Source organism: Paracoccus maritimus, assembly GCF_025195095.1.
Taxonomy (GTDB): domain Bacteria; phylum Pseudomonadota; class Alphaproteobacteria; order Rhodobacterales; family Rhodobacteraceae; genus Paracoccus; species Paracoccus maritimus.
Window position 1 is genome coordinate 247781 of sequence record NZ_JANAVZ010000006.1, and the last position, 25051, is coordinate 272831.

Genomic DNA, 25051 nt, shown 5'->3' on the forward strand with positions numbered 1-25051 from the left:
TCCTAACGAAGGACCGGGATTGCCGGATCGGCCTCCAACAATGCCGCGCGATGCGCTTCGGCCGGATCCATTTCTGGCATATGTTCGTGGACCTGCATCGGCTCAAGCCCCAGCTTGGCGAACAGACGCATGTCCTGATCCTCGCCGGGATTGTCCTTGGTCAGCAGCGTGTCCCCCACGAAGATCGAGTTCGCACCGGCAAAAAAGCACAGCGCCTGCATCTCGTCCGACATCGCGGTGCGGCCCGCCGACAATCGCACATGGCTCTCCGGCATCATGATACGCGCCGTAGCAATCGTGCGGACGAAATCGATCGGATCGACGGGGGCGGCGTCTTCCAGCGGCGTTCCTTCGACCGGGATCAACATGTTGACGGGCACGCTTTCGGGCGGCTCGGGCAGGTTGGCCAGCGTCACAAGCATATCGACGCGATCCTGCGTGCCCTCGCCCAGCCCAAGAATACCGCCCGAACAGACCTTGATCCCGCTGTCGCGAACATTCTGAAGGGTTTGCAGGCGATCATCGAAGCTGCGCGTCGTGATCACATTTGAATAATACGATTCAGATGTGTCGATATTATGGTTATAATAATCCAGCCCCGCGGCCTTCAGGCGCTTTGCCTGATCGGCGTCCAGCATCCCCAGCGTCATGCATGTTTCCAGCCCAAGCGCCTTCACGCCTTCGACCATCGCAACGATCTGCGCCATGTCACGCGCTTTCGGGCTGCGCCAGGCAGCCCCCATGCAATACCGCGTCGCCCCGGCATCCCGCGCCCGCTTCGCCTCGGCGATCACGCGCTGGACCTCCATCAGCTTCGAGGCAGACAACCCGGAATCGTAGCGCGCCGACTGGCTGCAATAGGTGCAATCCTCAGGGCAGCCGCCGGTCTTGATCGACAGAAGACGGCTCATCTGGACACGATTGGGGTTGAAATTCTGACGATGCACGGTCTGAGCGCGAAACAGCAGTTCCATGAAGGGCAGGTCAAAAATCGCCCGCGCGGTCTTGGCGGTCCAGATCAACCGCTTTTCCTCGTCGTGGCTACGAAAATTTGCCTGCGACATGTCGATCCTCCTGCGAGCACTGCGAGGCGCTTCTAGCAGCTTGCCGCATTCCTGTCCAACCAACATGGCGAACATGATCGCGCATCAATAGCGCGGTTTTCCAGCCTCTCGGATCTGCCGGCTCGCAAGGTCAAGAAGCGCCTCGGCGCGGCCGAACTCTCGCACGGCGTCCCGTCTTGCGGCTTCATATCGCGGTGCCATCCGGGCAAGTTCCTGATCGGCCTTTCGCAGTTCGCGGGCGGCACGACCCGCCTGAGCATTGGCGATCCGCGACTCGGACACGGTCAGGGGCGCGACGCTGCGATAGCTTTGGTCAAGCGCCGCCTGCGATGCATCGACCCTTTGCCGGGCGGACGCCATATGGGTGCTGAAAGCCGCCAGTTTCTTCAACTCCTGTTCAGCCTTCAGGCGCGCGATACGTTCAAGCTGCGCAAGCTTGTGAGAAACACCTACCATCCCGCACGGGCCTTCTGGCGCATTTTCTCGGCAAATCTTATCGCGGCCGCGACCGCCGCGAAGTGATCGCGCCTGATTTCCTGACCGATCTCGACGCTGGCGTGAATGGCCCTTGCGCAAGGGGGATCCGACCAGATCGGCACCTTCGCCTCGCGGGCCTTGGCGCGGATACGTGCAGCAACCTCATCCGTGCCCTTGGCCAGACACACCGGCGCCCTGCCGCTGCCACGCTGCCATTCCAAGGCCACCGCGTAATGCGTCGGGTTCACGATCACGACATCCGCTTTCGCGACATCGGCAAGCATCTGCTTCATGGCGATATCCACGGCCCGCTGGCGCCGCGCCGCTTTCAGATGCGGATCTCCTTCGGCCTCCTTGTGCTCATCCTCCATCTCCTTTCGTGACATTCGATTCTTGCGGCGGTGCTCGTGCCACTTCCACAGCATGTCCAGCGCCGCGAAGCCGACCGATATTGCGACCGCCATCAGCAGCACCTGCCCCAGAAGAAGGCTCAGCCCGATCACCCAGCGATCCCCCGTCATCGCGCTGCCCGCCAACCTGTCCAGCAGGGCCGCGAAAAGGTACCACCCGCCAAGGCAGACCAGCGCGGCCTTGCCAAACGAAATCGCGAAGGTCACCAGCCCGGACGCACCGAATTTCTGGGATGCGTTCTTGATCGGATTCAGCCTGTTGAAATCAGGGGCCAGCTTGCCAGGGGCGAAGATCAAACCCCTTTGCATCACAAGGCCGATCAGGATGGCCATGGCAGGAACCACCGCCAGAGCGATTGCGGCAAGGCTGGCATAGTGCCCCAGCGATGCCGCCAGCCCGAAGGCCGTGTCAATCGGCCAACCGTCCGACCCCATCGCGCGGCTTGCCATCGAGAGCCACTGTTTCACTGCAAAGCCGGCACCGACCGCAAGCGACAGCCAGGCGCCGACATACATCGCCGCCGCATTCAACTCGGTGGAACGCGGAACATCGCCTTTCTCGCGCGCCTTCCGCAGCTTCTGATCGGTCGCCTCGAAGGGCTTGTCGTTGTGGTCTTCTGTCATCAGGGCCTCGGCAAGACAAAGCTCAGCACCGCGTCCGCCCAGATCGCGATCAACATGGGGGCCAGCAGCGTCAGCGCGACAAGCGCCAGCATGATCGAGGCAGGAGAGCCGATAAAGACGACCGGCAGCGCCGGCATGACGCGGTTGATGACACCTGACAGCGCCTGGAAAAGAAAGCCGCCCAGGGTAAAGGGCGCGGCCAGCATCATAGCCAGCCCGAAACTCTGCGCGACCAGCGCGATGGCTGCAGGCGCAAGCATGTCGATATCGGGCCAACCCGCCAGCGGCCAAAGCGTGAAGCTGTCGGCCAGCAACTGCACCAGCATCACCGGCAAACCAAGCGCCATCAACACGGCCATGCCACCCAGATGCATCAGGTTGCCGACCGGATGCGGGGCGGCTTCGTTCTGGACACCGATGATCTGAGACAGGGACGCTGTCGCGGCGATCGCCGTAGTGGCCACGTCCAATGCAAGGGCCAACAGCCGCAGCAAGCCCCCGGTTGCCAAGCCGATCACCATCTCGGCACCGCTTTGGACGATCAATTGCAACGGCTCCGACGGCGGCGCCACCGTCCCCGTCAACCCCGCCAGCAACGGCGTGACCGCCACCGCGGCCGCCACCCGCACCCGGACCGGGATCAGCCTTTCGCCCAGCCCCGGCAGGATCAGCAGACATGCCTGGACTCGCAGGTAGACAAGGACGAAGCCCCAATCCAGGCCGGGCACCCATTCGGCAAGCTGCTGCCACATCACGCGGCCTCTATCGTTCCGACCAGGTGAAGTTCGGCCACGGGGTCGATCTCCTCGAGGCCCAGGACCGGCGCAGAGACGCCATTCGATCCGAGCACCGCACGGATCATCCGTCGCCGATGGTCGGGCGCGACGACGACCGTGCGCGCGCCCGGTTGCGCGGTGGCCAGGGCGCGGCGGGTGGCGTCAAGCAGTTTCTGCGACAGCCCCGGCGTGATGGCCCCGCCGCCGGTTCGGCCCGTCTCGCCATCCGCGCGAACGAACTCTGCCTCCCATGCAGGGTGCAGCTGCAGCGCCGAAATGCGACCGGAATCGTCCGAGTATTGCTGCGTGATCTGGCCGCGCAGGCGCTTTCGCACCATTTCGTAGACCGTTTCGATCGAGTCGATCGAACGAAATTCGAAGATGGCGTCGATGATCAGCGGCAGGTTGCGGATCGACAGGCGTTCCTCCAGCAGAGCCCGCAAGACAGCCAACAGGCTTTCGGGGCTGACCTTGTCAGGGATCATGCTGTCAAGGTAACGCCTGTTGCGTTCCGCTCGGGAGGGGTCCGAAAGCGTCTTCAGTTCCTCGATCTGGCGCTGCATTGCGGCCAGTGTCAGCAAAGACGACAGGTTCGCCTTCACGACCTCCATCAGATGCGTGGACAGCACCTCCATCGGTGTCACCACGGTCGCACCCATGGTCGCTGCCTCGTCCTGATCCTCGCGCGCAAGCCAGCGCGCGGGGCTGGAATAGACCGGTTCGCGGACGGTGACGCCCCGCAACTGTTCCAGCAGCCGGTCCGGGCCCAATGCAAGAACCTCGCCCGGTCTCAGGCTGCCGCGACCACGCACCACGCCATGGACCCGGATCAAATAGTCGCCGGGCGCCAGTTCGTCGGTATCGGTGATGCGAACATCCGGCAGGATCAGCCCGAAACCGCGTGCGATGTGAATTCGCAGGTTGCTGATCCGGCTGCCCAGGCCGCGGGCCTGATCCAGCGCCGTCACGATCAGATCGGACCCTATCTCGACGCTGATATCGTCGGTATCCAGCACGTCGCCGATCCGACTGGCGGGCCGTGCCACCGGCTCGTCATCGGCCGGGATGTCGGGTTGGTCGATGTCATGCCTCAACCTGCGCGCGATCTGAAACGAGGCCATAGCCATCGCCAGCGCCAGCGCAACAAACAGCAGACGCGGCATGCCGGGAACGAAGGACATCAGCAGCATCGCCGCCGCCACCATTGCCGCGGGCTGCCAGCCGCGCGCGAATTGCTGCGACAGAAGCTGCGCGGTCGTGTCGGTCGCCCCCCCGCGCGACAGCAGCAACGCCGCCGCCATCGAGGTGATCAGCGCCGGGATCTGGCTGACCAGGCCATCGCCGATCGTGAGGTGTGAATAGGTCGAGACGGCATCCCCGACGCTCATGCCATGGACGGCGATCCCCACTGTCAGACCGACAATTAGGTTGATCAGGGTGATCACGATCCCCGCGACGGCATCGCCCTTGACGAATTTCGATGCGCCGTCGAGCGATCCAAAGAAGCTGATCTCGCGCTGTTCCTGAGCACGGCGCCGCTTGGCTTCCTGGTGATCGATCGCGCCTGCATTCAGGTCTCCGTCTATCGCAAGCTGCTTGCCAGGAAGCGAATCCAGCGCGAAGCGCGCCGCAACCTCGGCCATGCGCCCTGACCCCTTGGTGATGACCATGAAGTTCACCACCGAGATGACTGCGAACACGGTCAGGCCGACCAGAAGTGACCCCCCCGCCACAAAGGCCGCGAATCCGTTGATCACCTGCCCCGCCGCATCGGTGCCCGTGTGTCCTTCCGTCAGGATAAGTCGGGTCGAGGACACGTTCAGCGAAAGCCGGATGACCAGACTTACCAGCAGCAGAACCGGAAACGCCTGAAAATCGGTCGGCTTGTCCACCAGCGAGGCCATGACCAGCACCAGCGTCGCGGTCGCGATGGACAAAGCGATTCCGAAATCCAGCAATCCAGGCGGAAGCGGGATCACCAGCGAAATGACGATCAGGACCAGACCGCCAGTAACCAGCAAGGGTGCATCCAGCATGCGCCGGGACTTTCGGGCGACAGCGCCGACACTGTTCATTCCACGTCCTCCTGCGCCGCGATGGCGGGCTTCAGAATATCCTCGAGCGGCCAGGGATCTGCCGTCAGCAGCCCCGCGCGACGCAGAAAGACCAGGGCCTGCAGCCGTACCGATGGCTCCATGCCCATCAAACGCACACGATAGTCGCGCGGCAGCGTTTCGCCGGCCAGCAGCAAGTCGGACGCCTCTTGCGCGTAGCCGGCGATTTCGGGCGGCAATGACGCCGTCGGCTCGCCCGCATTCGCAGCCACGACAAGAAAGGCCATTGTCAGCATCACGCCGCCTTTTTCAGATCTCGAAGCGCGGTCTCCAGCGTATCGAAGCTGGGGCGCAGATGTTCCGGGGCGGTCTGGCGACCGACTTCGACGCACAGATTGGTGGCATGCTGATGCAGGCCGGCGACCAGCACCGACTTGATCACATCATAAAAGCCAAGATCCTGCTTGATGACGCCGCCAAGCCGGTTGGCCAGCGGCGCGACAAAGCCATAGGCCAGAAAGACACCCAGAAACGTCCCCACAAGGGCGCCGCCGATCATCTTGCCCAACACCTCGGGCGGCTGGTCGATCGAACTCATCGTCTTGATGACGCCCAACACGGCGGCGACGATTCCCAGCGCCGGCAATGCATCGGCCACGCTTTGCAGCGCATGTGGCAGATGCATCTCTTCCTCGCGCAGCGTCGCGATGCGGCGGGACAACATTTCCTCGACCTGATAGGGATCGTCATAGTTCAGGCTGGCCGAGCGCAGCGTATCGGCAATCAACGAGATGATGTTGTGATCGGCCAGCAGGCGCGGATAGGCCCCGAACACGGTCGATTCCCGCGGATTTTCGATATGCTGTTCCAGGCCGACCGGATTTTCGCGCGCGATCTTCAGCAGTTGAAACATCAGGCAAAGCACATCCTGATGATCCTTCGCCGACCACATGGGGCCCTTGAATGCCCGTATCAGCCCCTTCGGCGTCGCCTTCAGGATATGGCTGTCATTGGACAGCAGGTATGATCCGATCGCGGCACCCATGATCATCATCATCTCGAATGGCAGCGCATGGGTGATGACACCCATCTTGCCGCCCGCCAGCAGATAACCGCCGAAGACCATCGCCATGGTCACGAAAATGCCCACAAAGCCGAACATGACTGTCGCTCCTCAGTTCTTTCTGACGCTGCGTGCGCCCATCTGCGCGGTCAGCAGCGCCGCCTGACGCGGCTCGACCGCAGCAATGATCCGCGCTCCCGTTTCCGGCCGAACCCGCATCAGGATCTCGGCCGCGAAATCCGCGGGCAGGTTGGTCAGCACCGCGGCTGCCTCGGCTGGCTTCATCTGATCGTAGAGCGCGACAAGGCGCTGGATATCGTCTCGAACCGCTTCGGTGGCCGTATCCCGACGCGCGCGGATTCCGCCCTTCTGCGACTTCAATTGCGCAAGCCGTTCACGCAATGTCTGTTCGGCCTGCGCCAGTTCGGCCTTTCGGTCTTCGATACTTTCCATGTAGCGCTCGATCCGGAGGGCGCGATCGCGCAATTCCTCGGCCAAGGCGACCGCCTCGGGAACGTCGCCGCAGCCTTGCAAAAGACCGCTGGGTGCGGCGAACGCCGCAAACACCCGTGAAAGATCCTGGGACTTCAAGGCCGCGGCGGCCGCAGGCACGGCCAGAAGCAATGCCAGGGCCGGCAGGAACGATCTACGCATCGAATATCTCCGACTTCTTGCGAAGACGCCGTTGCGGTGCAGGTCGATCTTCGTGCATCGCCGCCTGGCCGATCCGCTGGCGCAAATCCCACAGTGCGCGTTCCTTCCGGGCCCGTGATATTTCCTCGGAAAGCTGTTCGCTTGCTTCGGTGGCCTCGGCGCGGGCCGACCGAATCGCTCGTTCCAGCCTGTCCACTTCGGCGGCCATCACCGCGATCGCCCCGCCCAGACCTGATTCCAGATCGTTCAGCCGACGCAGCCGGCGCGCCAGCAGCAGGCAGAAGCAGGCAAGTCCCACAGAGGCCGCGACCAGCGCGGCCTGAAGCAGTGTTTCGATGGTCATCTGATCAGAAACTCCGTTATCAAGAGATCCTTCACCGGCGCCTCACCCAGCACATAGCGGGTCCGCGTCACCAGCTCGGCTCGGATGATCTCCAGGACACCCCGCTTGTCGTAGGCTGCGGGATCGACGCCCGAGAGGAAGCCCGTAAAGGCGTCCAGAACGCGTGGCATGAGATGTTCGACCTCGGCGCGGTGGGTCGCATCCGTTTCAATCGATACGGCCAGGATCAGACTGCGCCCGCGACCGCCCGGTAAACTTAATTCGATGCGCGGAACCTCGACGAATACCGCTGGCGAAACGGTCGCCACGGCAGGGGCGCCTGACGAACCCGCAAACAGCCCCACAGGGGACCAGAACCCAAGATAGGTCGATGCAAAGCCGCCACCGCCCAGAAGGATCGCGGCCGCGACAGGTAGCAGTTTCCCCCTCTTCCTGGGGGCTTCGTCCGCGGGGTCGGCGACTGCTTCGGACATGGTGATTCTCCGTCGTGATGAAACGGATTTAGCACCTCGCGACTAACCAAATCTTAACATCAGCCATGTCATCAAGGCGATGACGAACAACATGAAGATGATTCGGAAAGGGCCGGTTTTGCAAAAATTGCAGGACTACTGGAACGAGCGAAGCTCGCAGCAGAAACTGATTCTCGCGGCTGCATTCCTGACCACCTTCCTCGCGATTGCGGGGTTTGGCTGGATGGCCAGCAGGCCCGGTCTTTCAATGCTGTATGGCGGTCTGGACGCTGCGCAGTCCGGCGAAGTGATTGCTGGAATTGAACGCGCGGGCGTCGCCTACGAGGTACGCGGCGACGCGATCTGGGTCGATGACAGTCAGCGCGACCGGCTTCGCATGGACCTTGCGGCGCAGGGGCTGCCGGCCTCGGGAAGCGCAGGCTACGAGCTGCTGGACGGGATGTCGGGCTTCGGCACCACCTCGCAGATGTTCGACGCCGCATATTGGCGCGCCAAAGAGGGTGAGCTTGCGCGAACCATCCTGGCGTTGCCCAACGTCAAGACGGCACGCGTGCATCTTGCGGTTGAGAACGGTCGAGGATACCGCCGCGACATCACCGGAAGCGCGTCGGTCACGCTGACCACGAATGGCGGGCAGATCACGCGTGAACAGGCGGCCGCACTGCGCTATCTGGTCTCGTCCGGCGTCCCGGGAATGCAGCCTGAGGCTGTGACGGTCATCGACAGCCAGCGTGGCATCGTTTCAGCGACCGAGGATACCGCGGGCCATGATCGCGCGGCCGAGATGAAGCGCAATGTCGAACGCATCCTCGAACCCCATGTGGGCGTCGGCAATGCGATCGTCGAGCTGAACCTGGATCTGGTCACCGAATCTGAAATGCTGACCGAGCAACGATTCGATCCCGATCAGCGGGCGATGATTTCGCAAGTCACCGAGGAAACGACCGATCAAAGCCAATCTTCGGGTTCGGGCGCGGTCACCGCGGCGTCGAACCTGCCGGATACGGAAGAAGCCGCCGGCGATACGTCACAGGCATCCCGGTCCGAAAACCGCCAGCAGGCGAATTTCGAGGTCAGCCAGATCACGCGTGAGATCCAGCGGCAGCCAGGCGCAACCCGCCGCCTTACGGTCGCGGTTCTGGTCAACGGCGTCGCGCAGGCTGATGCGCAGGGTGACACTCAGCTGGTTCCGCGCCAGGAACAGGAACTTGCGGTATTGCGCGAACTGGTCGCTTCGGCGGTCGGCTATGACGAGACGCGCGGGGATCTGATCACCGTGAAATCGCTGCCGTTCGCAACTCTTGGCCAGGACGGCACACTTGCGCAGCCCGGACTTCTGGACCGGCTGGATCTGAATACGCTGGTTAGGATTGCCCTGATCGGTGTCTTCGCGCTGGCGGTGATCCTTGCGATTCTGCGTCCCGCCCTGCGGGGCCGCGGATCCCCTCAGGCCGTGCCCGCTTTGCTGGACGACAGCGGTCCTGCAACCGAGGCCGTCACCGGTACGATCGAAACGGACCAGCCCCAGATCATCGGATCGGACAGACTGCTACCGCTCCAGCCGGAACCTGCCGAACCCCTGTCCCTGCCCCATGGGGATCCGGTGGCGAGACTGCGCGGCATGATGCGCGAGCGGCATGAGGAAAGCGTGAAGATCCTGTCCGGCTGGATCGAAAACAAGGAGAGCGCGAGGTGACACTGGCGATGTTCAAACTTGAATCTTTCACGACCGCGCTGGCGGGGCACGGAGCCAAGCTGTGCTATGACCGGCAGGCACTTGAAAAGGCTCACGCGGATGGCGTGGCCGAAGGGCTGGCGCTTCAGGAAGACGATCAGATGCGCAATCTTTGTGCAGGAATGGACCGCCTGGCACGTGCGCTGAGCGAGGACGAGCAGCGCCGCGCGGCCCTGAGGTCCGAGGCCGTAACTGCGCTAAGCCCTATCTTCGATGCCATTCTCGACAACCTGGCGCCCGCTGCCGAATCAAAGCGCCTGGAAATCGCGCTGACCGAGGAATTGTCGCGCCTGGCGCAGATGGCCACGCCGTTACGGGCGCAGATAGCCTGTGGCGCAAACCTGCGGGATCTGGTCGAGCGCTGCCTGACGGAAAGCGGTCTTGACAACATCGAAATCAGCGAGGTGCCCGCCGACCGTATCAGCCTGTCGCTGCAAGGCGGGCGTATCGAGCTCGCGCCCGATCGGATCGCCGCCGGAATTCGTGCACTGATTGCGGAAATCAAGGAGAACGAGACACCATGGACGCACTGAAACATCTGATCGACACCGACAATATCCAGGTCGAGGTGACGATCCGCCTTGGAAAGACGCACCAGACCGTCGCGCGGCTTTCCTCGCTTCGCGCCGATGATGTCCTGATCCTGGAGCAGTCCATCGAGGACGGGGTCGAGATCTGCGTCGGCGACAAGGTCATCGCCCGCGGCGAACTGACCGGCGACGGGTCCCACGAAGACCGACTTTGCGTTCGGATCATCGGCGCGACGGAGGCGATGTGACCACGCGGCTGCTGATCCTCATCGCCGGTTTGGCGTTGACCCCTGCAGCGTCACTTGCGCAGGATCCGGGAATGCTGGATCAGGCGGCGGCAGGGCTGGGCCAGAACGCCGTGATGCTGGTTCTGGCACTGACCGCCCTGTCGCTTGCGCCCGGCATCGCCATCATGGTGACGTGTTTTCCGTTCATCGTCACCGTACTGTCGATCCTGAGACAGGCAATCGGGCTGCAACAATCCCCCCCCAACATGCTGATCGTCAGCCTGGCGATGTTCCTGACATGGTTCATCATGGACCCCGTGTTGCGAGAGGCATGGCAGTCAGCGGGCGCGCCGTTGCGCGACGGCACCATCGGCATCGCCGAGGCTTTCCAGCGCGGTATTGTCCCGTTTCAGGGTTTTATGGCGGCGCGAACCAATCCTGACACACTGGCCGGTCTGGCCGAGATCGCGCCGGGCGCGGACATCGAACCGAACCGTCTGTCCGTCATGATCCCGGCCTTCATGCTGTCCGAAATCCAGCGCGCTTTCGAGATCGGATTCCTGATCGCCCTGCCGTTCCTGATCATTGATCTGGTGATATCGGCAGTGCTGATGTCGATGGGCATGATGATGGTGCCGCCGGTCGTCGTATCGCTGCCTTTCAAGCTGGCGTTCTTCGTCGTGGTGGACGGTTGGTCAATGATCGCGGGCGCACTGGTCCGCAGCTATCAATAGCTGCCCATCGCACGCCCTTTCCACGCGCCTGCTCGACCCTCAGGCGCGGCGACCGGCCAGATCTTCGACGCCCAACACACTCAGCACCTTCGCCTCGATGTGGCACGCGTTCAAAGCCGAATCTTCATACATGGCAAGCGGCGCACCATGTTCGACGAAGCGATCCGGCAGCACCATCGACCTGTATTTCAAACCGCTGTCGAACACGCCTTCCTCGGCCAGAAGCTGGGCAACATGGCTGCCAAATCCTCCGACAGCTCCTTCCTCGATCGTGATCAGAGCCTCGTGTGCACGGGCAAGTTCAAGGATCAGGTCCCTATCCAGAGGCTTGGCGAAACGCGCATCCGCGACGGTCGGACGGATGCCGCGCGCGGTCAACGCCTCGGCCGCCTCCAAGACCGATGCAAGCCGCGTTCCGAACGACAGCAGAGCCACGCCTTTGCCTTGTCGTACGATGCGACCCTTGCCAAGCGGCAGAACCTCGCCCCGCTCCGGCAGGTCGATTCCGACGCCCTCACCACGCGGGAAACGGAACGCGATGGGGCCGTCGTCATGGGCGGCGGCGGTCGCGACCATATGCATCAGCTCGGCCTCATCGGCGGCAGCCATCACGACGAAACCCGGCAGATTCGCGAGGAAGGCAATATCGAACGCGCCTGCGTGTGTCGGTCCGTCCTGTCCCACCAAACCGGCGCGGTCTATGGCAAAGCGCACCGGCAATCCCTGCACCGCCACGTCGTGAACAATCTGATCGTAGCCGCGCTGCAGGAATGTCGAATAGATGGTGCAGAAGGGTTTCAGCCCGCCAGCCGCCAACCCTGCCGAGAACGTTACCGCATGCTGCTCGGCGATCCCCACGTCGAAGCAGCGCCGCGGGAAACGTGTCGCGAACTGCTTGAGCCCGGTTCCGTCAGGCATCGCGGCAGTGACGCCGACGATGCTGTCATCGCGCGCGGCCTCGTCGATCAGCGCGCCCGCGAATACCGAGGTATAGCTTGGTGCGTTCGGCTTGGACTTGGTCTGCTTGCCAGTCACAAGATCGAACTTCGCGGTCGCGTGGCCCCGATCGGCGGCATTCTCTGCCGGGGCATATCCCTTGCCCTTGCGTGTGACCGTGTGAATCAGGACCGGGCCCGATGCCCGCGCCTTGACGGTCCGCAGCAACGGCAGAAGCTGTTCCATGTCGTGGCCATCGACCGGTCCGATATAGGAAAAGCCAAGCTCTTCGAACAGCGTTCCGCCGACGGCCATTCCCTTCAGCATTTCCTTGGCCCGACGCGCGCCTTCCTGCAGGGCTTCGGGCAGCATTCCGACCGCGCCTTTCGCCGCTGCCTTCAGTTCCTGGAACGGCCCGCCGGTGTACAGCCTGGTCAGATAGGATGACATGGCACCGACAGGCGGCGCGATCGACATCTCATTGTCGTTCAGGATCACGATCAGGCGCTTGCCCAGATGGCCCGCATTGTTTAGCGCTTCGTAGGCCATCCCGGCGCTCATTGCGCCGTCGCCGATGACCGCGATCGCGTCGCCCGGATCGCCACCCAGGTCGCGTGCGACCGCGAACCCCAGCGCGGCGGAAATCGAGGTCGAGGAATGCCCGGCGCCGAACGGGTCGAACGGGCTTTCGGCGCGCTTGGTGAATCCGGCAAGGCCGCCGCCCATGCGCAAGGTGCGGATCCGGTCGCGCCGGCCGGTCAGGATCTTGTGCGGATAGCACTGGTGTCCGACATCCCAGATGATCTTGTCCCGAGGCGTGTCGAAGACCGCATGCAGGGCCACGGTCAGTTCGACAACACCCAGGCCCGCGCCCAGATGTCCGCCGGTTTCGCTGACCGCGCTGATCGTCTCGGCGCGCAGTTCGTCGGCAAGCTGCCGCAGCTCGCGGTCGGACAGGTTCTTCAGGTCCGCCGGCAGGCTGACCCGATCAAGGACGGGTGTCTTCGGACGTTCGGTCATGGCTGGCCCTCCGGGCGGGCGTCATTCAGGTGTCGCGTTCGATAACGAAACGCGCGAGCTCTCGCAAGTTTCCCGCAGCCTCGCCGTAGGTTTCCAGCGCCGCTTCGGCATCCTGTACCAGCCGACGGGCTTCACCCCTGGCGCCATCCAGCCCCATGATCGACACGAAAGTGGCCTTTCCGGCCGCATCATCCTTGCCGACTCGCTTGCCGGTCACGTTCTCGTCACCGATGACATCAAGGATGTCGTCCATGATCTGAAAGGCCGATCCAAGCTTTGCGGCATAGCGGTCCAGATGCTCGGGGTCGTCGCCCGCGATCAGCGGACCGGCCGTCGCGGCAAAGCGGATCAGCGCGCCGGTCTTTGCACCCTGCAAGCGCTTGATCGCCTTCATGTCCAGCGGTTCGATCGAGGTTTCGGCCGCGATGTCCAGCGCCTGCCCCCAGACCATTCCGCCTGCGCCGACCGCATCCGCGAACGCGCGGATCAATCGAATGCGCGCCTCTGCGTCGCCGACGGCATCATCGGCCAGCAGCCGAAAGGCCAGCGTCTGCAGCGCGTCGCCGGCCAGAATCGCGGTCGCCTCGGACCATTGCACGTGGCAGGTGGGCATCCCCCGCCGCAGATCGTCATCATCCATCGACGGCAGATCGTCATGAACAAGGCTGTAGGCGTGCAGAGCCTCGACCGCAGCTGCGACCGGCAATGCGGCGTCATCGGAGACACCGTGCAGTCGCGCCGATTCCATCACAAGGAACGCCCGGATCCGCTTGCCGCCGACAGTGGCATAAGCCATCGCGTCGGCCAATTCGCCCGACGGCAGCAAGGCAATCGCCGAGTCCAGCGCGCCCTGAACCTGCGCCTTCACCTCGTCCATACGGGTCTGCATCACAAGCCCTCGGCCGGTTCCGATCCGGTCGGCTGACCGCTGGCGGACAAGGTGATCTTCTCGACACGCTCCTGGGCCTCGCGCAGGCGCTTTTCGCAATGCGCGCGCAGTTTCGCGCCGCGCTCGTACAGCGCGATGGATTCCTCCAGCGTCGCCTCGCCGGTTTCCAGCTTGCCAACGGTCGTTTCCAGTTCGCGCATGGCGTCCTCGAAAGACAGTTTCTCGATCTCGCTCATTTTCCGGCCTCCATCAGCACCTCGACATGGGCACGGACCGACCGTCCCAAGGCGGCCAGATCATAGCCACCTTCCAGGCAGGATACCACCGGCGCACCGCACCATCCCGCCACGTCGCATATCATCCGGGTGATCGCGACGAAATCGTCTTCAATCCAGTTCAACTGCGCCAGCGGATCGTCGCGATGGGCATCGAAGCCGGCGGACAGCAAGACCAGCTGAGGCGAAAATTCTCGGCACCGGTCAAGGATCCCTTTCCATGCCTGTCGTGCCTCGTCGCCCCCCGAACCGGCAGTCATAGGCACATTCAGGATCTGATCATGCGCGCCCTGCTCGGCCGCAGAGCCTGTCCCGGGGAACAATGGCATCTGGTGGCTGGACGCGAAGAAGGCCCGCTTTTCGTTCCACAGCAAATCCTGCGTGCCGTTCCCGTGATGCACGTCAAAATCCAGAACCGCGACCCGGTCCAGCCCGTGATGCTCCATCGCCCGAGTTGCAGCGATGGCGACCGTGCCGAAGAAGCAGAAACCCATCGGCGTCTCGCGTTCGGCGTGATGACCCGGCGGGCGCATCGCGACAAAGGCGCTGTCGGCCTCGGACGCCAGAACGGCGTCAACCGCGGCGCAGGCGCCGCCGACGGCACGCGATGCCGCCTGAAGGCTGCCCGGAGACATGCTGGTATCGGCGTCCAGCATCCGGAACCCGTCCTCTGGCCGTGCCGCGCGCAGCCGGTCCAGATACGAGCCGGGATGACAGCGCAGGATGTCCTGATCGTCGGCCAGCGGGGCGTCTCGCGCCACAAGGTCTAGCCCCGCCAGCGCAGACATGACGGCACCGTATCGGGCGACCTGTTCGGGATGGCCCGGCGGCATCAGATGTGCCTCGGCGTCGGAATGCGAAAACAGCAGGGTCGTCATTCGGCTCTCCTCCCAGAATGCCTGCGTTGCACTGTCGCCAGATTATCCGCGTGTGCAAGGTCAACCAGTTCGGGTGTCAGGCAACAAGCCGCCGCCCATCGTGCCCCACGATGCAGGTCTCGATCAGCGTTCCTTCCTGCTGATCCTCGGCAAAGCTCACCTCGGTGAACTGTTCGGTACGGCCAAGGCGCGGCCCTTCGGTCAGCACCCGATGCCTATGCCCGACCTGCGCCTCGAGGTGGCGGCGAAGCGCCGCATCACCCGCCTCGCGCAGGCGTGCCGCGCGATCACGGATCGCTGGCCCCTTCACGGCGGGCATCCGCGCCGCCGGTGTGCCGTTGCGCGCCGAATAGGGAAAGACATGCAAGAAGGTCAGGCCGCAATCCTCGACCAGTTTCAGGCTGTTGGCGAACATCGCCTCGGTTTCGGTCGGAAAGCCTGCGATGATGTCGGCACCGAAGACGATCTCGGGCCGCAACCTGCGCGCGTCCTCGCAGAACCGGATGGCGTCGTCGCGCAGATGGCGCCGCTTCATCCGCTTCAGGATCATGTCGTCACCAGCCTGCAAAGACAGGTGCAGATGCGGCATCAGGCGCGGTTCCGAGGCGATGGCCAGCATCAGGTTTTCGTCCGCCTCGATGGAATCGATGCTGCTGATGCGCAGGCGCGGCAGATCCGGCACAAGGCGCAGGATCCGCATCACCAGATCGCCAAGGCGCGGCGTGGCAGGCAGATCCGCCCCCCAGCTGGTCAGATCGACGCCGGTCAGCACCACTTCGTTGAAGCCGCGCCCGACCAGCCGCTTGATCTGTTCAACCACGACCCCGGCGGGGACCGAACGCGAATTTCCGCGACCATAGGGAATGATGCAGAAGGTGCAGCGGTGATCGCAGCCGTTCTGGACCTGCACATACGCGCGATGGCGACCGAACCCGTCGATCAGATGGCCCGCGGTTTCCTTGACCGACATGATGTCGTCCACCCGGATCTTTTCGGTGTCACCGATCAGGTCCGGCGCGCGCATGGCGTTCCAGGTATCGGGCTGCATCTTCTCGTGATTGCCGATGACCTTGGTCACCTCGGGCATCGCCGCGAAGGTCTCGGGTTCGGTCTGCGCCGCGCAGCCGGTGACGATGACAGGTGCGCCCGGATTTTCGCGTGCAAGCCTGCGGATTTCCTGCCGCGCCTTGCGCACCGCCTCGGCCGTCACCGCGCAGGTGTTGACCACAACCGCACCGGTCAGACCGGCTGCGTCCGCCATCTCGCGCATTGCCTCGGTCTCATAGGCATTCAGCCTGCAGCCAAGTGTCGAAAATACGGGCGCACTCATGCCGACAGCCACTGAGGCGTCAGCACGCCCGAAAAGACATGTGCCGTCGGACCCTGCATCCAAACGCCGTCCTCGCGCCAGTCTATCATCAGCACGCCGCCTGGCACGTTGACCTTGACGCGACGTCCGGTCAGGCCGCGCCGCGCCGCCGCAACGGCTGCCGCGCAGGAACACGACCCCGAGGCCAGCGTCGGCCCGGTTCCCCGTTCCCATATGCGCAGCACGATCTCGTCCTGAGCGATCACCTGCACGATCTCGACATTGGTGCGCTGCGGATAGAGGGGATGATGTTCGTGTTCGGCGCCGAAGCGTTCCAGATCGACGCTTGCAGCATCCTCGACGAAGAAGGTGATGTGAGGATTGCCCATGCCGGTGGCGACCGGATCACCGGGCAGTGGCAGGTGATCTATGTCGACGGGCTGCGCCAGCGGGATCGCCTGCCAGTCCAGAACCGGATACCCCATGTTCACCCGTGTCAGCCCGTTCCCGGCATCCTCGGCGATCAGGATGGCATGATCCGTTCTCAGGCTCAGCCGGTCTGTGCCGGTTTCGTCCATGACGAATCGCGCAATGCAGCGCGTCGCGTTCCCGCAGGCAGAGCTGAGCGAACCGTCGGCATTCCAGAATCTCAACCTCAGATCGGCCTGATCATCGGTGCCGAGTGCGGCGAACTGATCGAAACCGACCCCGCGATGTCGGTCCGCAAGTCGCGCAATCACCTCTGGCGCAGGGACTTCGCCACCTGCGCGCAAATCGATCACCACAAAGTCGTTGCCCAGCCCATGCATCTTCATGAAGGGCATTCCGGCGGGGAAGAAATCACTCATCGTCGCGCATATAGGCCTCTTTCAAGATTTCCGCCAGTGGTCGCGACTTTTCCGCTTGACGCCCCAAGTCGCCGCACCTAGTAAGCGCTCCGTGTCCGGTCTGTAGCGTGTTTGCTGGAGCAGCTAGCCAGCAGGAAACGGATCAAGACACGATAACTGGTTGGTCTTTTGGAAGTAATCAGTTTAGGACAAGAAGCTAGGACGACCGTTAAGGTTGTCCGGCACAGAGGATGGGCCGTTAGCTCAGTTGGTAGAGCAACTGACTTTTAATCAGTGGGTCGCAGGTTCGAATCCTGCACGGCTCACCATCTTCCCTAGTGAAATCAACGCATTAGCGAATTCCGTTATCCGCATGCGTCCGACGGTCCGAGAGCGTCCGCGTCGGACGCTGCTGGTGCCCTGCATTTCAGGGCCGTTTTAAGCGCAGATTATCGGGCACCGGGACGCTAGCGACAGCGACGCTGTGGATGAGGCAGCCTATCCGCCCCACGCCGACCAAGCCGGATCCAGACCGTCAATCCAGGCATTCAGATCGACATACTCCTGATCTGTCGGAATGTTCTCCGACGCCCATGCGGCATGGATCGGATAGGCAGCCTGCGCCGGGATCGTGAAGGACGAACAGGCCGACCGCGCGGGATTGCTGCCACCGCCATACCGTTGGAACTGGACCTTGGCGGCTTGCGGGTCGCTGACCGCCAGATCGACCAGGCGGAAAAGCATGGCATCGTCCACCCATATCTCGACCAGCCAATCACCCGAAGTCGGGGCGTTGAACATAGCAAAGCCCTGATCGACCCCGGCCGCATCCCATACCTGCCCCCACACGACTGGCGTCGCGCCGCCGTCATGCCAGCTTGGGCGCGCCATTTTAAGGACCATATGATCGTCGTCGGCACCGAACATGTGGACCAGATCGGTTTCGCTTCGCGTGACAGCATCCAGGGATGCTTGCCGCCGTTGTCATCCAAGTGGCCAGGCGACGTATTATCGTCCGCGTGCATGTCACGGTGCGACGTCAGCCCTGCAGGCAGGTTGCCCGCCAGATCGTCGTCATACCAGCGCGCCACGGCAAGGTGGGCGGGCACAATCCAAAGATCATCGGAAAGGCCGTTCGCGGCCAACTCTGCCCGCAGCCAGTCGCGGCGGTAGCGATGGGCCAGGTCGTATCCGTCGAACCGGGTCCGCCATTCAGCGTCCCGCGCCGGGATGCTCGCATTCCCGCCGCCCTCCTCGATCATCGGCGGCCATGCGCCGACCAGGTAAGGCGCCACGCCTGCAGCCACGGCCCGAGCGAAATGGCCGTATTCGAACGACAGGTCGCGCGCGAGCGTCCGCTTGTGGCAATCGCCAGCCCAGTAATAGGGCTGCGCCATCTTGCCTGTGTCCGCCATCTGCCAGTCCTCACCGATCGGTTCTTCGCCTTCCCAAAGAACGAAAGCCCTACCCGTGAACAGCGCCATGTCGTTGACCGGATCGCAGTATTCCGCCCACTCACCCTGCCACCGCTCCTGCAGGAACCTGCTGCTGTTTTGAATGCCGATCTCCCACGCCGCGCCAATGCCGGGAAGGATCGCGCTTTGCGCGGCAGACGAGATCGGGCCCGAATAATCGCCGCGCGTGGAGGACAGAATTGTATGCGCCGTCTCACCGCCCTGCAGGCCGTCAGCGCCGCCCCACCAGATGCCTGCGGTAGCGGCCGTTTCGCTGTTGCCGGCGAGCACCATCGGGGTGTCGGTGCCGACGCCCTCGTTCTGGACCGCAGACCCGCCAGTGTTTCCATTGAACAGCGACATCGGCCGACCGTTGCGGATCGGATCACGGAAGTAGATCATCAGAGCCCCCGGATCACAGCCACCCGGCTGATCGTGCCAGTGAGCGTGGCCGCGAAGATCTCGGTCGCGTCGGTGACCTGGAAGCCTTCACCAGGTGCGAGCTGGATCGCGTCGCCTTCATCCGCAGGACTGGACGGGCATACATAGATGGCGTTGTGGCCGTGGTTCTGAACAACGTCGCCGGCGGCGACAGCGATCGACGCGGACCAGGTCCGCGATACGGGATATGCAGGCATGGCTTGCCCCTCTGAAAAACTGACGATGTGTTGTGAGTTTTCGGAGGGGTTGCCCGGCGCCCGGACCCGCCCTGGCTGATGACGGGGGCCTGCCCGGCAGTCTTTCCCGCGGTCGTCCGGACCCGGCCAGCCGGGTTGCCCTTCGGGGTCAGATAGCCACAGGTCCTGCCTTCAAGCTAGAGTAAAGATCGTGAAAGACCTTGATGAGGCTATCGAAGAGTTGACCTAACTTTTTCCTGACATTCACGAAGGAGGCGCTTTGCTGGCGGTAGCGGATTGTAGACTGTCGAGCGAGAACCACGCAAAAAGTGGATGAGCGAGGCACACTCGCGTGAAATCTCGATCGCTGTCTCAGGCGAACGCTTGCGATTTCGTGTTTCAAATTCACCGCCGGTCACCAAACCGACCAATATCGTGATAGACTGCCGATACTCATCTATATCGTCAGCATCGATCCAACGATCGGCGACCTCCTCGAAAGCCGTTACTGCAGCGAGCGCCACCTGAACCTTTGCGGCATCAACCATCTCGTCCTGAGAACCTTCTGCCGGCTCAGCCAACCAATATTCGGTTGACTGCTGCCGGAGCGTCGCAATGTCTGATATATGATCAGTTATCGCAGCTTCACTTGCGCGCCGATTTCCCAGAAGGAACTGCGTCAACAGCCCCAACAAAAAACCGAAGATAAGAGTGGCGAATGTCACCTTTCAGCAGCGTCGCGCATGTAGTTTTCAATGTTCTCAGCTACAGGTCTCAGCCAAGGCTTCGTGTACCGCACCTTAATCGCCTCTCTGACGTCTTCAGATGGAGCGATCGCAAGACGAATAAGGCCGCCGAACGCCTCTTCAGCGAAAGATGAGCCCAATGCTTTCACGCCGTCGAGGTCGATCTGGATCACACCATGCTGATCCAGCGCCCGCCTGAGCATAGGCTCAAGCACCTCAGTGCGAAATCGTTCTCCGCTGAACTCACCGTCTTTCGAAGTTCGACCATGAGGATACGGCGAGAAATCTCTGGCAATGCTGATGTTCATCTCAGGCACGGTCATTTGCGCTCCGGCAAGGACAACTTCCATTCGATCAGTGTGCCCATGAGTGGTTGGCGGATGGGAGGCTCTTCGATCATTTTCTGATCTTTCCTAAGATAGCAGCAACCCTTGCGGCTGACAATTCGGAGGGATCCATCAGCGCACAGGTCAAGTATGTCCGCAAGTTGCGGCAACCCCTTACCTCGATGGTCAAGCCGGGTTCGAGACCTTCCATACTCAAGTGCCGCAGCGATCCAACGAGAGTCGGACCAAGACGTTGTTTCGTCTTTGCTTCCATACAACTTACGACCGAATGCCAGAATTCCTTCGAACCAATCTTGTCGTTTGATGGAATTGGGTATCGTTACCCCCTGATCATAGAAGACGACAGATAAATTCTTCGTTAACGGATCGAGCGTTGCTGCAAGCCACCATCGCTTAGGCTGGAGCGACCCCGCCCCACGGTAAGCCCACTGAGTGACGTTTGTTAGCGCCTCAGAGACCGCGGTGTTTATCCAGAAAAGTATGCCTGCGAGTTCATCATCGACGGTAAGCTCGTCATCCAATAGTCTTTCGAGCTCTTGACCGGCCTTGTCGAGCTCCGCTCGTGTCTCACCTGAAACGATCTGCATTGTGACTGTTCCAGCATGGGAAACAAAACGCTTCGACTCCGCCTCAGAAAGGCCGACCACCTCGAAGAATCCCATCTCATACAATTTGCCGAAGGCGTCTGGTGACCAGCTGTGCAATTCGATTGCCGGGGGCGAAGCACCTACTAAAAGCTTACCTCGTTCGTATTCAGCAGCGATCACAACTGAGGCAGCAGTCGAAATTTCCTCGATCTTGGAGAAGTCATAGTAAGATGTCATCCGAGGATACTTTTGCCCCCTGAGCGTTCGAAGCCAGGTTTCCCGGCCACGAAAATCGAAAGCCGCTTGTTTAACGCGGTGCTGCCACTTGGCCAAGAATTCCGCGACACGGATGTAATCTTTGTCAAAGCAAAGGCGCGCAACCGGTTCAACGGGTAACTGATCGATAGCGACGGTTATGGCTTCGGTCCCATCCCAAGCACTCACCAAGAGAGGCCCTTGGCGATCTCTCACGCGCTTTTTCCGCAGAACAAGCAGTCGACGGAGTTCGCGACGTTGCCGATTTCGGAGCCAGCGATGATATCGAGGAGTAAGTCGCTTCATGTGCTCCCGGACGTTCGTCAGTTCATGTTCACCTGCACCTATGCCGCCGGAGCCGTGTCGTGCGCAACCTACAATTGTCAAACCTCGATGGCCAAAGCCTCACGGCCACCAAGTCCATGACGAACCTGATGGCCGCCTGCCCTCGCGCTTAGTCCATGGTCAACCGCGCGACATCATCGATCCGGGCCGCGACATCGACTATGTATCGCCGCGACGCGAGCAACAGAGCCGATGCGGTGTGCTGAAGCTCCAATCCCTCGGATGCCATCCGGTCGATGACGACAAGCAGAGCAGCTGCACACCCATCCGCCAGGTGCAGGGCATCGGCCGCATCTTCTGCGGTGTCGTAGATGGCCTGCAGGCGCGCATCGTTCGTGGGAGATTGCGGTTTGACGGGTGTTGTGGCTGACATGCCGACCTCCAAAGTAGTTGACGCGCCCGAAGTCGTTTCGGGCAACGCAGCCTTGCAGCTTTAAATTTCCTACTTCGTGAAGATCGTCATCGACCCGGGGTGAACGTCACGCCCTACGTTTGGGTTTCATCGGCCTGCGGATCGCCTCGACCGCACGGCTGGCCGTGTCCAGCTGGCTGGGCATATAGGTGTTGGCCAGCTGCGGGTTCGATGCGGCGCTGTTGCCCAGCACGTCGCCGGTGTCGTCCTTCGTCGCGCCGCCCGAACGGGACAGGATCCCGAAGGTGCGGCGCAGGTCACGGAACTGAAGCCGGGACAGGCCGGTCAGCTTACCCTGCTTGTCGGCCGCCACAGCCTCGTCGCGGACCTTGCGAAAGCGCCGGCCGAACAGTTCGTCGTCATAGTCCGCGCCGGTCAGTTCGTCGCGCAGCAGGCGGCGGGCCGGATCATTGACCCCATCGAGGACGGACAGCACCCTGCCCTGCACTTCGGAATGCAGCCACAACGCGCCGCTGTTCCCACGCTTGGAGCGAGTGAACGTCCACTGGACGCGCGTGCGGGGCTTGCCCCCTTCCTGGACCAGGCGGGGTTCGAAATCGCCGGCAGTGGCGCTGAACACGTCGGTCTGTCGCTGGCCCTGCAGGAGCGACAGCAGGATCGCCGTCCCGACCGAGGGCAGTCCGATCCGATCGGCCGTCGCCACAAGAAGATCGACCTCATCCCAACTGGCCGCGCGCTTGCGCGGCTTTGGCGTTTTCATCTTCAGGCGCAGGCACGGGTTCGTTCCTTCGGCCCGCCACCCGATCATTTCGGCATGGCTGAACAGCAGCGACATGGCGCGGATCTGGGCGATGGCCATGTGATCCGACTTGGTGCGGTAGAGCGTTTCATACCAGGCGCGCATCACGGGCTTGGTAAAGTCGCGCACCGCACTGGCCCCCCATTTTTCCACAATCAGCCGGAAATGCCCGCTGTAGCTGTCCTGTGTCTTGGGGGCCAGTTCGGTGAACGCCAGCGACTTCCGGTACTGTTCGATCAGCGCCTCGATCGTGCGGCCACCGGGAGCGCGGGCTGTGCGCCTGCCATTTCTCTGCGCCTGCGCCAGTTCGCGGTTCAGTTTTTCCGCCTCGCGCCGCGACCAGGTCAGGCGCGTTTCATCCAGCTCGACCACCGAGAAACCCAGGGCGCGTGCGGCGCCAGACGGTTCCCACCAGATGCGGGTGGTTCCATAGGAGCGCGTCCGCTGGCGCAGGCCCTGCGGCGGATTGGGAATGAGGCGGTCGGTTTTCACTTCATGGCCTCCTGGCTTCGGCCAGCAGAACGACAGAACCCGCCCGGACCAAAGCCGGATCGATCCGATCCTCGACGTCACGGGGCAGGCCATCGCCTTGGCCATCAGAGAGTACTCCGCGTAGTGGATATCGGCGAGCACGTTGCCGGTGTACTGGTCAAGATGCGTCGTCCGGTCTTCCCACGGCATCACGCCATCTTCGTTGCGAACCTCCGCCATGACGGTGAAAACGCCGGCCTCATCCTGCGGAATGGAGATCTTGTACTGCCCCGAGAAACCGTTCTCGACAGCCCAGGCGCTTACCGTATCCAGCGTGACCCTATCGGAAACACCCGCGGCCCCAGCGTCACTGCCCGAGGCGGGCATCGGTACCTGCTCCATGCCCCATGCCACATCCTGGTGACCGGCGTGGTTCATCGAGGCGTGGGTGCGGTCGGAGAGGGGAATGTTCTTCCAGGACTTTTCAGCCGGGAACGACGCCCAGGGCTGCACAAACTGCGCGCCCCAGATCCCCGACCAAGACAGGCCCGACAGGACGAACAGAAGAAGGAAGAGCGAGATCACGGTCCCCACACTGGTGTGCAGCGACTTGAACAAGTTTCGCCCCCGCGCTCGAAGGTCTGGGACCACGGCACGGATGCCTGCCTTGGGCAGCCACATCCAGAGCCCGGTGACGATCAAGAGCACGATCAGCGACGCCGTGGTTTCCATGATCCGGTCGCCGGTATCCCCGATCAGGAGCGTCCCGTGGATGCGGTTGGCAATGGCCTAGAGCGTGGTGGTCTTGTCCTGGCTATTCAGCACCGTAACGGTATAGGGGTCCACGGCGACAGACATGACGGTGTTGCCTTGGTCGATGGCGAAGAATGCAGGGCGGTCCGGCGCTTCGGGGGCGACATACTGGTTCAGCGTGCCGCCAGGGACAGAGGCAAGCGCGGCGTCCGCCTGTTGGGTCACGGGAACCGCGGTACCCGTCATCGCGACATCCGCGACGTTTCCGAGCTGGTTTGACGTTGCGGTCGAGATCATCATGATCATGCCGGTCAGGCTCAGCGCGCGCGAGCCGGTGCGCAGGGAGCGCAGGAACAGGTAGCCGCAATGCTGTTTGTCCTTCTTGGTGAACGGCTCGGGCTTGTCGTCCTCCGTTAGGCTACGCGAATAGAAGGTGTTGCCTACGAAATCGTCCTCATCGGAATCGTAGGCTCCGATGAAGGTGGCGCGCAGCGCCGCCTTGATGTTCGCGGCGTCGATACCCGCCGGGTTGGCCTCGGTGAAGAAATCGCCAGTTTCGATATTCAGCCACTCGATATTGCCGCCGAAGCGCGCCTCCTGCTCTTCCGACAGACCGACGATGGTGACATCGATAGTGATCTTCGAAATTTGCGACCATTCAATCAGCCGCCAACCTGCCGATCAAGCGACCTGTTCTACACAATGTTCGCCGTGCGGTTGCGGTTGATAGATGCTGCGGGCGACTGCTTCTCGCCTTCAAGGCCGGTTCGACGGAGCTCTTCACGGCAGTTCGAATGGATGGCTGCTCTTCTAAGGCTGCTGCATCGGCCACGCCGCACTGCCGCAAATCCGCATTCCGCCCTCCCTTCCTGGGCGTCGCTCCCGGCCGAGGCTGTGTGGAAACTCGGCCTTATGGTAGACTTAGACATGGTGGGAGATCGGCATGTCGGGTTTCATCGAAGGCACTGTGCGGGAACAGACGGCTCTTTTTCCAGATCGCCTTGAG

28 protein-coding genes and 1 tRNA gene are annotated in these 25051 nt (G+C 62.5%); 5 read left to right on the forward strand and 24 right to left on the reverse strand.

The features are described 5' to 3' along the window. Window positions 1-2: 2 nt before the first annotated feature. The 10 genes from bioB to MU516_RS12620 all read right to left on the reverse strand — a co-directional run bounded on the left by bioB (window position 3) and on the right by MU516_RS12620 (window position 7938). Complete coding sequence (gene bioB / locus MU516_RS12575) at window positions 3-1064, reverse strand: biotin synthase BioB (protein ID WP_260277550.1); 1062 nt, start codon at window positions 1062-1064, stop codon at window positions 3-5. Window positions 1065-1148: 84 nt separating this feature from the next. Further along, window positions 1149-1520: a hypothetical protein gene (locus MU516_RS12580; protein WP_260277551.1), complete on the reverse strand. Its 372-nt coding sequence runs from the start codon at window positions 1518-1520 to the stop codon at window positions 1149-1151. Next, window positions 1514-2575: a flagellar type III secretion system protein FlhB gene (gene flhB / locus MU516_RS12585; RefSeq protein ID WP_260277553.1), complete on the reverse strand. Its 1062-nt coding sequence runs from the start codon at window positions 2573-2575 to the stop codon at window positions 1514-1516. The genes MU516_RS12580 and flhB overlap by 7 nt, the downstream gene beginning before the upstream one ends. Continuing rightward, window positions 2575-3327: a flagellar biosynthetic protein FliR gene (locus MU516_RS12590; protein WP_260277554.1), complete on the reverse strand. Its 753-nt coding sequence runs from the start codon at window positions 3325-3327 to the stop codon at window positions 2575-2577. Before MU516_RS12590 ends, flhB begins: the two co-directional genes overlap by 1 nt. After that, window positions 3327-5426 carry a flagellar biosynthesis protein FlhA gene (locus MU516_RS12595; protein ID WP_260277555.1) on the reverse strand — a complete coding sequence of 700 codons (2100 nt, stop codon included), beginning with the start codon at window positions 5424-5426 and terminating at the stop codon, window positions 3327-3329. Before MU516_RS12595 ends, MU516_RS12590 begins: the two co-directional genes overlap by 1 nt. Beyond that, complete coding sequence (locus MU516_RS12600; protein ID WP_260277556.1) at window positions 5423-5701, reverse strand: hypothetical protein; 279 nt, start codon at window positions 5699-5701, stop codon at window positions 5423-5425. Before MU516_RS12600 ends, MU516_RS12595 begins: the two co-directional genes overlap by 4 nt. Continuing rightward, on the reverse strand, window positions 5701-6567 hold the full coding sequence (gene motA, locus MU516_RS12605; protein ID WP_260277557.1) for a flagellar motor stator protein MotA: 867 nt from the start codon (window positions 6565-6567) through the stop codon (window positions 5701-5703). The genes MU516_RS12600 and motA overlap by 1 nt, the downstream gene beginning before the upstream one ends. Before the next feature lie 12 nt (window positions 6568-6579). After that, a complete protein-coding gene (locus tag MU516_RS12610) occupies window positions 6580-7122 on the reverse strand; it encodes a MotE family protein (protein ID WP_260277558.1) in 543 nt (180 codons plus the stop codon). After that, window positions 7115-7465, reverse strand: coding sequence for a hypothetical protein (locus MU516_RS12615; RefSeq protein ID WP_260277559.1), 351 nt, complete (start codon window positions 7463-7465; stop codon window positions 7115-7117). Before MU516_RS12615 ends, MU516_RS12610 begins: the two co-directional genes overlap by 8 nt. Then, window positions 7462-7938, reverse strand: coding sequence for a flagellar basal body-associated FliL family protein (locus MU516_RS12620; protein ID WP_260277560.1), 477 nt, complete (start codon window positions 7936-7938; stop codon window positions 7462-7464). The genes MU516_RS12615 and MU516_RS12620 overlap by 4 nt, the downstream gene beginning before the upstream one ends. Window positions 7939-8029: 91 nt before the next feature. Here MU516_RS12620 and fliF point away from each other — a divergent pair, with 91 nt between their 5' ends. The 4 genes from fliF (at window position 8030) to fliP (ending at window position 11164) form a co-directional block, all read left to right on the forward strand. Then, window positions 8030-9634 (forward strand): flagellar basal-body MS-ring/collar protein FliF, encoded by a 1605-nt coding sequence (gene fliF, locus MU516_RS12625; RefSeq protein ID WP_260277561.1) that lies wholly within the window; start codon window positions 8030-8032, stop codon window positions 9632-9634. A 104-nt stretch (window positions 9635-9738) separates the two neighbouring features. Beyond that, complete coding sequence (locus tag MU516_RS12630) at window positions 9739-10206, forward strand: hypothetical protein (protein WP_260277562.1); 468 nt, start codon at window positions 9739-9741, stop codon at window positions 10204-10206. Continuing rightward, window positions 10194-10451, forward strand: coding sequence for a FliM/FliN family flagellar motor switch protein (locus MU516_RS12635; protein ID WP_260277563.1), 258 nt, complete (start codon window positions 10194-10196; stop codon window positions 10449-10451). The genes MU516_RS12630 and MU516_RS12635 overlap by 13 nt, the downstream gene beginning before the upstream one ends. After that, on the forward strand, window positions 10448-11164 hold the full coding sequence (gene fliP / locus MU516_RS12640) for a flagellar type III secretion system pore protein FliP (RefSeq protein WP_260277564.1): 717 nt from the start codon (window positions 10448-10450) through the stop codon (window positions 11162-11164). Before MU516_RS12635 ends, fliP begins: the two co-directional genes overlap by 4 nt. A gap of 39 nt (window positions 11165-11203) precedes the next feature. Here the strand turns inward: fliP and dxs are convergent, their stop codons facing one another. From dxs to dapF, 6 genes are all read right to left on the reverse strand, one after another. Continuing rightward, the gene (gene dxs / locus MU516_RS12645) at window positions 11204-13120 is read right to left on the reverse strand and encodes a 1-deoxy-D-xylulose-5-phosphate synthase (RefSeq protein WP_260277565.1); all 1917 of its coding nucleotides are present in this window, start codon (window positions 13118-13120) and stop codon (window positions 11204-11206) included. A 25-nt stretch (window positions 13121-13145) separates the two neighbouring features. Beyond that, window positions 13146-14009: a polyprenyl synthetase family protein gene (locus MU516_RS12650; protein ID WP_260277566.1), complete on the reverse strand. Its 864-nt coding sequence runs from the start codon at window positions 14007-14009 to the stop codon at window positions 13146-13148. Then, complete coding sequence (locus MU516_RS12655; RefSeq protein WP_260277567.1) at window positions 14009-14245, reverse strand: exodeoxyribonuclease VII small subunit; 237 nt, start codon at window positions 14243-14245, stop codon at window positions 14009-14011. The genes MU516_RS12650 and MU516_RS12655 overlap by 1 nt, the downstream gene beginning before the upstream one ends. Beyond that, the gene (locus tag MU516_RS12660) at window positions 14242-15162 is read right to left on the reverse strand and encodes a histone deacetylase family protein (protein WP_260277568.1); all 921 of its coding nucleotides are present in this window, start codon (window positions 15160-15162) and stop codon (window positions 14242-14244) included. The genes MU516_RS12655 and MU516_RS12660 overlap by 4 nt, the downstream gene beginning before the upstream one ends. 76 nt (window positions 15163-15238) lie before the next feature. Beyond that, window positions 15239-16492: a tRNA (N(6)-L-threonylcarbamoyladenosine(37)-C(2))-methylthiotransferase MtaB gene (gene mtaB / locus MU516_RS12665; RefSeq protein ID WP_260277569.1), complete on the reverse strand. Its 1254-nt coding sequence runs from the start codon at window positions 16490-16492 to the stop codon at window positions 15239-15241. Next, window positions 16489-17319: a diaminopimelate epimerase gene (dapF, locus tag MU516_RS12670; RefSeq protein ID WP_260277571.1), complete on the reverse strand. Its 831-nt coding sequence runs from the start codon at window positions 17317-17319 to the stop codon at window positions 16489-16491. The genes mtaB and dapF overlap by 4 nt, the downstream gene beginning before the upstream one ends. A gap of 232 nt (window positions 17320-17551) precedes the next feature. Here dapF and MU516_RS12675 point away from each other — a divergent pair. Next, a tRNA-Lys gene (locus MU516_RS12675) sits at window positions 17552-17627 on the forward strand. 169 nt (window positions 17628-17796) lie between these two features. On the opposite strand, the gene MU516_RS12680 is transcribed toward MU516_RS12675, so the two are convergent. From MU516_RS12680 to MU516_RS12715, 8 genes are all read right to left on the reverse strand, one after another. After that, window positions 17797-18201 (reverse strand): hypothetical protein, encoded by a 405-nt coding sequence (locus tag MU516_RS12680; RefSeq protein WP_260277573.1) that lies wholly within the window; start codon window positions 18199-18201, stop codon window positions 17797-17799. A gap of 952 nt (window positions 18202-19153) precedes the next feature. After that, window positions 19154-19390 (reverse strand): hypothetical protein, encoded by a 237-nt coding sequence (locus tag MU516_RS12685; protein WP_260277575.1) that lies wholly within the window; start codon window positions 19388-19390, stop codon window positions 19154-19156. A 209-nt stretch (window positions 19391-19599) separates the two neighbouring features. Further along, window positions 19600-20094, reverse strand: a complete 495-nt coding sequence (locus MU516_RS12690) for a hypothetical protein (protein ID WP_260277576.1) — start codon at window positions 20092-20094, stop codon at window positions 19600-19602. Continuing rightward, window positions 20091-20423, reverse strand: coding sequence for an STAS-like domain-containing protein (locus MU516_RS12695; protein WP_260277577.1), 333 nt, complete (start codon window positions 20421-20423; stop codon window positions 20091-20093). Before MU516_RS12695 ends, MU516_RS12690 begins: the two co-directional genes overlap by 4 nt. A gap of 11 nt (window positions 20424-20434) precedes the next feature. Beyond that, window positions 20435-21493, reverse strand: coding sequence for a hypothetical protein (locus MU516_RS12700; RefSeq protein ID WP_260277578.1), 1059 nt, complete (start codon window positions 21491-21493; stop codon window positions 20435-20437). Window positions 21494-21758: 265 nt separating this feature from the next. After that, window positions 21759-22067: a hypothetical protein gene (locus tag MU516_RS12705; RefSeq protein ID WP_260277579.1), complete on the reverse strand. Its 309-nt coding sequence runs from the start codon at window positions 22065-22067 to the stop codon at window positions 21759-21761. A 61-nt stretch (window positions 22068-22128) separates the two neighbouring features. Further along, on the reverse strand, window positions 22129-24078 hold the full coding sequence (locus tag MU516_RS12710; protein ID WP_311319109.1) for a PepSY domain-containing protein: 1950 nt from the start codon (window positions 24076-24078) through the stop codon (window positions 22129-22131). Window positions 24079-24081: 3 nt separating this feature from the next. Further along, window positions 24082-24291: a hypothetical protein gene (locus MU516_RS12715; protein ID WP_260277580.1), complete on the reverse strand. Its 210-nt coding sequence runs from the start codon at window positions 24289-24291 to the stop codon at window positions 24082-24084. Window positions 24292-25051: the final 760 nt, after the last annotated feature.

What these genes read in the sequence shown, in the direction of transcription:
- dapF (WP_260277571.1), bottom strand. Translation starts at nt 17,319, where the DNA reads ATGAGTGATTTCTTCCCCGCCGGAATGCCCTTCATGAAGATGCATGGG.
- mtaB (WP_260277569.1), bottom strand. Translation starts at nt 16,492, where the DNA reads ATGAGTGCGCCCGTATTTTCGACACTTGGCTGCAGGCTGAATGCCTAT.
- MU516_RS12685 (WP_260277575.1), bottom strand. Translation starts at nt 19,390, where the DNA reads ATGCCTGCATATCCCGTATCGCGGACCTGGTCCGCGTCGATCGCTGTC.
- MU516_RS12600 (WP_260277556.1), bottom strand. Translation starts at nt 5,701, where the DNA reads ATGCTGACAATGGCCTTTCTTGTCGTGGCTGCGAATGCGGGCGAGCCG.
- MU516_RS12595 (WP_260277555.1), bottom strand. Translation starts at nt 5,426, where the DNA reads ATGAACAGTGTCGGCGCTGTCGCCCGAAAGTCCCGGCGCATGCTGGAT.
- MU516_RS12715 (WP_260277580.1), bottom strand. Translation starts at nt 24,291, where the DNA reads ATGACGGGTACCGCGGTTCCCGTGACCCAACAGGCGGACGCCGCGCTT.
- bioB (WP_260277550.1), bottom strand. Translation starts at nt 1,064, where the DNA reads ATGTCGCAGGCAAATTTTCGTAGCCACGACGAGGAAAAGCGGTTGATC.
- MU516_RS12650 (WP_260277566.1), bottom strand. Translation starts at nt 14,009, where the DNA reads ATGCAGACCCGTATGGACGAGGTGAAGGCGCAGGTTCAGGGCGCGCTG.
- motA (WP_260277557.1), bottom strand. Translation starts at nt 6,567, where the DNA reads ATGTTCGGCTTTGTGGGCATTTTCGTGACCATGGCGATGGTCTTCGGC.
- MU516_RS12580 (WP_260277551.1), bottom strand. Translation starts at nt 1,520, where the DNA reads ATGGTAGGTGTTTCTCACAAGCTTGCGCAGCTTGAACGTATCGCGCGC.
- fliF (WP_260277561.1), top strand. Translation starts at nt 8,030, where the DNA reads ATGAAGATGATTCGGAAAGGGCCGGTTTTGCAAAAATTGCAGGACTAC.
- MU516_RS12610 (WP_260277558.1), bottom strand. Translation starts at nt 7,122, where the DNA reads ATGCGTAGATCGTTCCTGCCGGCCCTGGCATTGCTTCTGGCCGTGCCT.
- MU516_RS12680 (WP_260277573.1), bottom strand. Translation starts at nt 18,201, where the DNA reads ATGGTCCTTAAAATGGCGCGCCCAAGCTGGCATGACGGCGGCGCGACG.
- MU516_RS12660 (WP_260277568.1), bottom strand. Translation starts at nt 15,162, where the DNA reads ATGACGACCCTGCTGTTTTCGCATTCCGACGCCGAGGCACATCTGATG.
- flhB (WP_260277553.1), bottom strand. Translation starts at nt 2,575, where the DNA reads ATGACAGAAGACCACAACGACAAGCCCTTCGAGGCGACCGATCAGAAG.
- MU516_RS12655 (WP_260277567.1), bottom strand. Translation starts at nt 14,245, where the DNA reads ATGAGCGAGATCGAGAAACTGTCTTTCGAGGACGCCATGCGCGAACTG.
- MU516_RS12695 (WP_260277577.1), bottom strand. Translation starts at nt 20,423, where the DNA reads ATGAACATCAGCATTGCCAGAGATTTCTCGCCGTATCCTCATGGTCGA.
- MU516_RS12620 (WP_260277560.1), bottom strand. Translation starts at nt 7,938, where the DNA reads ATGTCCGAAGCAGTCGCCGACCCCGCGGACGAAGCCCCCAGGAAGAGG.
- MU516_RS12590 (WP_260277554.1), bottom strand. Translation starts at nt 3,327, where the DNA reads ATGTGGCAGCAGCTTGCCGAATGGGTGCCCGGCCTGGATTGGGGCTTC.
- MU516_RS12615 (WP_260277559.1), bottom strand. Translation starts at nt 7,465, where the DNA reads ATGACCATCGAAACACTGCTTCAGGCCGCGCTGGTCGCGGCCTCTGTG.
- dxs (WP_260277565.1), bottom strand. Translation starts at nt 13,120, where the DNA reads ATGACCGAACGTCCGAAGACACCCGTCCTTGATCGGGTCAGCCTGCCG.
- MU516_RS12635 (WP_260277563.1), top strand. Translation starts at nt 10,194, where the DNA reads ATGGACGCACTGAAACATCTGATCGACACCGACAATATCCAGGTCGAG.